Source organism: Streptomyces fuscigenes, from assembly GCF_021556455.1.
Taxonomy (GTDB): Bacteria; Actinomycetota; Actinomycetes; order Streptomycetales; family Streptomycetaceae; genus Streptomyces; species Streptomyces fuscigenes.
In genome coordinates, this window is the sequence record NZ_JAKGCV010000287.1 from 1 (window position 1) to 7150 (window position 7150).

Genomic DNA, 7150 nt, shown 5'->3' on the forward strand with positions numbered 1-7150 from the left:
GAGCTGCCCGTCGCGGGGCCCGCGGTGGGGCCCTGGGGCTGCTCGCCGTGGCCGGCGGCGGGGCCCGCGCCGTAGGGCGACGTGCCCGGGCCGTCCTGCGGCAGCAGGTCGTCCTGGAACGCGTCCGCGCGGAACGGCTCCTGGTAGGCCGCGTCCGGATAGGGCGAGGCGCCGGTGTCGTGCGCCGGGGCGTCCGCCGCGGGCGTCTCCGCGCCGGGAGCGTCCTCGCCCCCGGCCCCCGGTGCCATCGGCTTGCGTGGCGCGAACCAGTCGCTCGTCTTCTTCTCCGGCTGCGGCGCCGGCTCCGGCTCGGGCTCCTGCCGGCTCTGCGCCGGCGCGGTCGGTGCGCCGGGCACCGGCATGGCGCTCGTGCGCTCGCTGTCGGACTCGTCCTGAGCGAGCGCGGCGAGCCCCCGACCGTCCGTGGCCTCGCTGTTCTCCGCGACCGGCGTCCGCACGACGACCGGCGGGATCGGCCGCGACCCGGGGATGTTGATCCGGATGCGCGTGGTCAGCGTGGTCTCTGTTCTGGGCTCGCCCTTGCCCCCGGCCTCCGCGGCCGGCTCCTCGGCGGCGTCCTGCTGGGGCCCCGGCGCCTGGCGCGATCCGTACGGCGGAGTTCCGGACGGGTACGGCGACGTGCCGCGCCCCTGGGGCCCGGAGGGCGAACTGTCAGTTTCACGACTCAAAGCAGGTTCTCCCGGTTGGCTCCGCCGCCCGTTCTTACTGATACGCGTGTTCAGGTCCCCGTGCCGGAAGCCGGGGGACGGTCCGGAGCGCGCACCACCATACTGGCCCCGGCGGACGTGTACCCGACGAGCGCGTGAAGCGGTCCGGCGGGCATGGTGTGCATGCGGTCAATTCCGCTCCATGCGGGCGGCTTCACCTGCTTCGGGACCCCGGCCGCGCGGCGGAGACGGCGGGGCGCGAGACGGTGGCGCAGATCACAGCGATCACCATCCCGCCGAGCAGGTAGACGAGCGGCCCGAGACCGGCGGCGAACGCGCCGTCGCCCTCCGGGCGGCCCATGGTCAGCAGAATAACGGAAACCAGCCACCCCGCGACCGCCGCGCCGAGCCCCAACTGGCTGCCGGTGGCCCGCTGTCCGCCGAGGAAGACGGCCGCCGTCGCGAGCAGCGCCAGCACCAGCCCTCCGGGGAAGAAGCCGCCCTGCACCGCCGCGCCCGCGACCCCCACCACCGCGCCCAGGACCAGCAGGCCCGCGTAGGCGGCGATCCGGCCGGGGCCCGGCCGCTGCTGGGCGCCCGCGTCCCGGTAGGAGCCGCTCATGCCGCCGCCCCCGTCCCCGAGGAGGCCGGCGCGAGAGGCAGGCCCGCGAACAGGTCGCTCTCGCGCTCGCCGGGCCGCGCGCCCGACTCGCCGCGCACCAGCTCGTAGTACTCCGTCGTGAACAGCGGCTGCCCCAGGTCGTTGGAGAGGGCGAAGAACGGGCCGTCGACGGCGATCTGGGTGGCGTGGGCGCGCATCGCCTCCGTCTTGCGGTCCGCGAACGCGGAGCCGTCGACCGCCGCCGCGATCCGCGCGTCCTCCACGACACCGGGGACGTCCGTGAGGTCCGCGACGCCCGGGAACTCCACGCCGCTCGCACGCAGCCGGGAGAAGCCCTCCTCGGCCGCCGAGCGCGGCACGCGGTTCCAGTAGATCTTCGCGATCGCGTGCGCCGGGCCGAGGTCCGGGCGGTGGCCGGCGTCGGCGGCGAGGTCCGCGGCGCGCATGGCGACCCGGTGGGCCTGGATGTGGTCGGGGTGCCCGTAGCCCCCGTCGGAGTCGTACGTCACGAGGACCTGCGGGCGCAGCGACCGCACGATCTCGACCAGGTACGCCGCGGCCTCGTCGACGTCCGCGTGCCAGAAGGCGTTCTCCCGGTCGTTCGTCGCCAGGCCCATCATCCCGGAGTCCCGGAACCGGCCCGCCCCGCCGAGGAAGCGGTGGTCGCTCACGCCGAGCGCCTTCATCGCCTCGGCCAGCTCGCCGATCCGGTGCCGGCCGAGGGTGTCGTCCCGGTCCGCCGCCAGGTGCGCCAGCCCGGGCGGGATGACCTCGCCCTCCTCGCCCAGGGTGCAGGTCACCAGCGTCACGGAGGCGCCCTCGGCCACGTACTTGGCCATGGTCGCGCCGTTGTTGATCGTTTCGTCGTCGGGGTGCGCGTGGACGAGCAGCAGCCGGCGGTCGGACGGATCGGTCATGGCACCAGCCTACGAGGCACCGCCGACAGCGCGCCCGGCCCTCCCCGTACCCGCCCGCCGGCGGACGCGGTCAGAACTTGATGTCGCCGATCATGCCCGCGACGCTGGACGTGAGCGAGGAGATCGTCGGGGCGATCGACGAGCTCGCGAGGAAGAAGCCCGCCAGCGCGCAGACGATGGCATGCCCCGCCTTCAGTCCCGACTTCCGGATCATCATGACGACGATGATCACGAGCAGCACCGCCAGCGAGATCGAGAGCACCACGGTGATTCACCTCCACAGGGCGTTTGGGCAAGAAGTCCGGGGACAGACGTCTTCAGCGGAGAACAGTCGCGGGTCGGCCGGATGATCGGCGTGCGGACACGGGTCGGTGGAACAGTCGGGCAGCATGTGCCCGGCGGGTGGTTCATACCCACCAGCCGCTATGGATCATAACTATCCGTAGGACCGCATCGATCGGAGCACGGCAGCACAACGGGGGCGCACGGCCGTTAGATTCGGGTGCATGACCTTGAAGGATCAGCTTTCGTTCCCGCGACAGCACGCGAGGACCCAGAGGTTCACACTCGGCGCCCCCCGTGCCTTCACCGTCTCCCCGGACGGGACCCGCGTGGTCTTCCTGCGGTCCTCCGCGGGCACCGATCGGGTGAACCGGCTCTGGGTGGTGGACCTCGCGGCGGAAGGCGGCCCGAAGGAGCGCATCGCCGCCGACCCCCTCTCCCTGCTCGGCGGAGCGCCCGAGCAGCTGTCCGCGCAGGAGCGGGCCCGGCGCGAGCGGACGCGGGAGAGCTCCGCGGGCATCGTCGCCTACGCCGTGGACGGCGCCGCCGAGACGGCCGTCTTCACGCTCTCCGGGCGCCTGTTCACCGCGTCGCTGACCGAGCCGGTGGTGACGGAGATCGACGTGCCCGGCCCGGTCATCGACCCCCGCCTCTCGCCCGACGGCAGCCGCATCGCGTATGTGACACGGGGCGCGCTGCACGTGGTGCAGGCCGACGGCAGCGGCGGCCGGGAGCTGGCGGTGCCCGAGAAGGACGAGGTCGCCTACGGCGTGGCCGAGTTCGTCGCCGCGGAGGAGATGAGCCGCACCCGCGGCTTCTGGTGGTCGCCGGACTCCGACCGCCTCCTCGTCGCACGGGTGGACACCGCGAAGGTCCGCCGCTGGTGGATCTCCGACCCGGCGCACCCGGACAAGCCCCCGGCGTCCGTGTCGTACCCGGCGGCCGGCACGCCCAACGCCGACGTCACGCTGTTCCTCACGGGCCTCGGCGGGGAGCGCACCGAGGTCGCCTGGGACCGGGCGCGCTTCCCCTACCTGGCGCGCGTCCACTGGTCCGGCTCCGGCGCGCCGCTCCTGCTCGTACAGTCGCGGGACCAGCGCCACACCCAGTACCTGGGGGTCAATACGGTGACGGGCCAGACCCGCATCGTCCACCAGGACGAGGACCCGCGCTGGCTGGAGCTGTACCCGGGCGTACCCGCGTGGGCGCCCGACGGCCGGCTCGTGCGGATCGCGGACGAGGGCGGGGCGCGCGTCCTCGTCGTCGGGGACCGGGCCCTGACGGGGCCTTCGCTGCACGTGCGGGCCGTGCTCGACATCGGGGTGCGCGACATCCTGGTCTCGGCCTCCGCCGGCCCCGAGGCCGACGACCCGGAGACGGGCGAGGTGCACGTCCACCGCGTCAACGAACTCGGCGTCCAGCGTGTCTCGCAGGGGCCGGGCCTGCACACGGCGGTGCGCGGCGGGAGCACCACGCTCCTGCGCTCGGCCGGCCCCGACCCGAGCGGGCCCACCGTCTCGGTCCTGCGCGAGGGCAGGCCGCCCGTGGCAGTCACCTCGTACGCCGACGAGCCGGTACTGACCGCGCGCTTCCGGCTGACCGAGGCGGGGGAGCGGCGCATCCCGGCCGCCGTGCTGCTGCCGAACGGCTGGAGCGAGGCGGACGGGAAGCTGCCGGTCCTCGTCGACCCCTACGCCTTCCCGCACGCGCAGCGCGCGGTCAACTCCCACCACGCGCACCTGACCTCGCAGTGGTTCGCCGACCAGGGCTTCGCGGTGGTCGTCGCCGACGGCCGGGGCACGCCGGGGCGCAGCCCCGAGTGGGAGAAGTCCATCAAGGACGAGATGGCCGCCGTGATCCTCCAGGACCAGGTCGACGCGCTCACCGCGCTGGCCGAGGACTTCCCGCTCGACCTCGGCCGCGTCGCGATCCGCGGCTGGTCGGGCGGCGGATTCCTGGCCGCGTGCGCCGTGCTGCGCAGGCCGGACGTCTTCCACGCGGCCGTCGTGGGCGCGCCCGTCACCGACCTGCGGCTGTACGACACGCACTACCAGGAGCGCTACCTGGGCGACCCGGCCGACAGCCCCGAGGTGTACGCGCGCAACTCCCTGATCACCGACGACGGCCTGTCGCTCGCCGCCGAGCCCGCGAGGCCCATGATGATCATCCACGGTCTGGCGGACGACAACGTGGTGGTCGCCCACTCGCTGCGGCTGTCCACGGCGCTCCTGGAGGCGGGCCGCCCGCACGAGGTCCTGCCGCTGACCGGCGCGACGCACATGACGCCGCAGGAGCAGATCGCGGAGAACATGCTGCTGCTCCAGCTGGACTTCCTCAAGCGCTCGCTCGCGCTGGACTGAGGTCCGCGGGGCCGGCGCCGGGCAGGCGCCGGCCCCGGGGCGGGCTCGGGTGCGCGCCGGAGGGGAGACTCCGGTGCGCTCAGGGACGCGGCTCGCCGAGAATGTCCCGCAGCCAGTCCAGCGAGTCCTGCCGGAGCAACTCGTCGGCCAGGAGCGCGGCCGACTCCGTGACCAGGCGCCCCCTGCTGTTGTCGATCCACCGCTGCACGTTCGCGTAGCCCTGGGCCTTGTACTCGATGCCCTGCAGCAGGCATTCCAGCTTGTCCGCGTCGCGGGCGCAGATCGCCTCGGGCGTCTCCCGGTCCTCGTACTCGTCGACCAGATCACGCACGGCCCGGGCGAGAACGGCCGGCATGCCCTCGGTCTGGTCCGCTGTCACCGAGCGGGGGTCCGCGCTCGTCGCGTACTTCCTGCCGAGGTGGTTGACGTCCCCGAGCCGCGTCTCCTGCGTGTCGTGCCAGGTGGCGAGGAACGCCGCGCGGTTCGGGTCGGCGCCTTCGAGTTTCGCGAGGACGGAGGCCAGAAGCGCGGTGCGCCACGAGTGCTCCGCCACGCTCTCCGGATCACGCACGCCCGCCATCCACCAGCCGGTACGGCGGGACTGCTTCAGCGTGCCGGCTTCGAACAGGAAGCGGGCCACCGCCGTCAGGTCCTCGGCCATGACGTCTCCTCTCACGCCTCGGCGAGGCGGATCGCATACCGGATGCTCTCGAGTTCACGGCGGGCTCTGGCCGAGATCTCCGGGTCATCCAACAGCATCGGCAGTGCGGCCCGCAGTTCCTTCGCGGCGTCCGTGCACGTCCGAAGGAGCCGCGGACGCCGGGCGATCAGCGACCACAGGGTGTGCACGTTGAGGTCGAAGTACCCCTGGGTGGGCGCCAGGCCCCTGACGAGATGCGACAGGAGCCTGTCGCCCCGCCAGGACACCGGGTCGCGATCGGCGATGAAGTCGTCGGAGAGTTCGAGGTGGACGGTCTCGCCCAGCCAGTACGCCCAGTAGTTGAGGTTCGCCGCTTCTCCCGCCTCTTCGGCGAGCGCGCGCCCCACGAAGTGGCGCATGCGCTCCGCGTCGCCGTGGCGGGCGGCCACAGCTGCGACGGACCGGGCGTTGAGCCAGCGTGCCAGCCATGTGTCGGGGCGCTCGGCACGCTGCTGGTGCCCCAGCCAGTCGCCCGTGTCCGGTCGTTCGTCGTAACCGCACAGGTAGAGAGCCTGTCTGCGCATGAGGAAGTCACGGCCGCCGTTCTGCTCGGCCACGGAGCGCAGCCGGTCGAAGAAGACCGTTCTGACGTCCTTGGGCAGTTCGGGGCCCTTGGGGACGGGGCCCCGGCGTGCCTGCTTCGCCGACGGCAGCGCCCGCAGCGGGGATGGAACGACACCGTTGAGCGGCCAGGCCAGGACTTCGACCAGGTCACGCTGCATGACCCAGGCGCCCAACGGGCCCTGCTGGTCGGGGGACTCCGCCTCCAGCACGCTCGCGAGGATGACGTCTGCCTCCATCGCGCGCTCCAGCGAGAGCAGAAGAGCCGGTGGTGTTCCGAGGCGGGCGAGCCTGTGCCGGTGAACGAGCATCTGGCCCACGGGCACGGATGTGAGGGGACGGCGCCCCGCTTCCCATCCGGCCACGGTGTCGGCAGCGACGTGCAGGTGCTCCGCGCAGCTGTCCTGCGTGAGCCCGGCCTGCTCCCGGATGATGCGCAGCACGCATCCCGACACGAGGCCCGAGCGGGCTCTTGCGTCCTTACCCCGACTGCCGGCCGGAGTTGATCGGCGATTCGATGCCACAAATGCCCCATTGCGCCTGCATGCGGTGAAGCCACCCGTACCGTCGGTCACTTCTGGTGGCGATGCCCGCTTTCTACCGTTGACGGAGTCACGAACGAGTACGCAGCGTAGTAGGAGGTTTCCACTGTGGACCCTGTTTCGACCATCACGGGAACGGCTCTCGCCGACGGGGAACTCACCGAGGAGCAGCGCCGCGGCGCGGCCTGTGCCGTGTGCGGTACGCGGACGTCGACCTCGGGAGCCGTCGATCTCGGCCGCCACCACGACCCCGACGGCGTACGCCTCTTCCTGCGCGCCCATCCCGAGTGCGTCCCGGGCGCCGTCGCGTGACGCTCTGTCCCAAGGGCGGTCACGAGTTCCCCGTGGAGGACGAGTACGGCGCGTACTGCGAGGAACACGGCGTCGAGCTCGTGCGGCACGCGCCGAACGATCCCGCCCGGCCCCCGCACCCGCTCCTCGCCGCGCTCGCGGGGGCGGGGCGGCAGCCCCGGCGGGCCCGCGGGGGCGGGCCTCCGG

7 protein-coding genes and 2 pseudogenes are annotated in these 7150 nt (G+C 73.1%); 3 read left to right on the plus strand and 6 right to left on the minus strand.

The window, feature by feature from the left end; translation table 11 throughout:
- From L1885_RS20160 to L1885_RS20175, 4 genes and pseudogenes are all read right to left on the minus strand, one after another.
- Nucleotides 1-689 (minus strand): annotated as a pseudogene (locus L1885_RS20160) (hypothetical protein); the annotation flags it as partial.
- 193 nt (nt 690-882) lie between these two features.
- On the minus strand, nt 883-1290 hold the full coding sequence (locus L1885_RS20165; RefSeq protein ID WP_235798567.1) for a DUF6113 family protein: 408 nt from the start codon (nt 1288-1290) through the stop codon (nt 883-885).
- On the minus strand, nt 1287-2207 hold the full coding sequence (mshB, locus tag L1885_RS20170; protein WP_235798568.1) for an N-acetyl-1-D-myo-inositol-2-amino-2-deoxy-alpha-D-glucopyranoside deacetylase: 921 nt from the start codon (nt 2205-2207) through the stop codon (nt 1287-1289). Before mshB ends, L1885_RS20165 begins: the two co-directional genes overlap by 4 nt.
- Before the next feature lie 70 nt (nt 2208-2277).
- Nucleotides 2278-2472, minus strand: a complete 195-nt coding sequence (locus L1885_RS20175) for a hypothetical protein (RefSeq protein ID WP_235798569.1) — start codon at nt 2470-2472, stop codon at nt 2278-2280.
- 241 nt (nt 2473-2713) lie between these two features.
- Here L1885_RS20175 and L1885_RS20180 point away from each other — a divergent pair, with 241 nt between their 5' ends.
- Nucleotides 2714-4849: a S9 family peptidase gene (locus tag L1885_RS20180; RefSeq protein WP_235798570.1), complete on the plus strand. Its 2136-nt coding sequence runs from the start codon at nt 2714-2716 to the stop codon at nt 4847-4849.
- Nucleotides 4850-4928: 79 nt separating this feature from the next.
- Here the strand turns inward: L1885_RS20180 and L1885_RS20185 are convergent, their stop codons facing one another.
- Both L1885_RS20185 and L1885_RS20190 read right to left on the minus strand, forming a co-directional pair.
- On the minus strand, nt 4929-5510 hold the full coding sequence (locus L1885_RS20185; RefSeq protein WP_235798571.1) for an HD domain-containing protein: 582 nt from the start codon (nt 5508-5510) through the stop codon (nt 4929-4931).
- Nucleotides 5511-5521: 11 nt separating this feature from the next.
- A complete protein-coding gene (locus L1885_RS20190; RefSeq protein ID WP_235798572.1) occupies nt 5522-6553 on the minus strand; it encodes a helix-turn-helix domain-containing protein in 1032 nt (343 codons plus the stop codon).
- 207 nt (nt 6554-6760) lie between these two features.
- On the opposite strand from L1885_RS20190, the gene L1885_RS20195 reads away from it, so the two are divergent.
- Both L1885_RS20195 and L1885_RS20200 read left to right on the plus strand, forming a co-directional pair.
- Nucleotides 6761-6964 carry a hypothetical protein gene (locus L1885_RS20195; RefSeq protein ID WP_235798573.1) on the plus strand — a complete coding sequence of 68 codons (204 nt, stop codon included), beginning with the start codon at nt 6761-6763 and terminating at the stop codon, nt 6962-6964.
- Nucleotides 6961-7150, plus strand: a pseudogene (locus L1885_RS20200) (hypothetical protein); the annotation flags it as partial. The gene L1885_RS20195 and the pseudogene L1885_RS20200, both read left to right, overlap by 4 nt.

Excerpts from the sequence above, each read along its gene's own strand:
- L1885_RS20165 (WP_235798567.1), bottom strand. The coding sequence starts at position 1,290 with ATGAGCGGCTCCTACCGGGACGCGGGCGCCCAGCAGCGGCCGGGCCCC.
- mshB (WP_235798568.1), bottom strand. The coding sequence starts at position 2,207 with ATGACCGATCCGTCCGACCGCCGGCTGCTGCTCGTCCACGCGCACCCC.
- L1885_RS20180 (WP_235798570.1), top strand. The coding sequence starts at position 2,714 with ATGACCTTGAAGGATCAGCTTTCGTTCCCGCGACAGCACGCGAGGACC.
- L1885_RS20185 (WP_235798571.1), bottom strand. The coding sequence starts at position 5,510 with ATGGCCGAGGACCTGACGGCGGTGGCCCGCTTCCTGTTCGAAGCCGGC.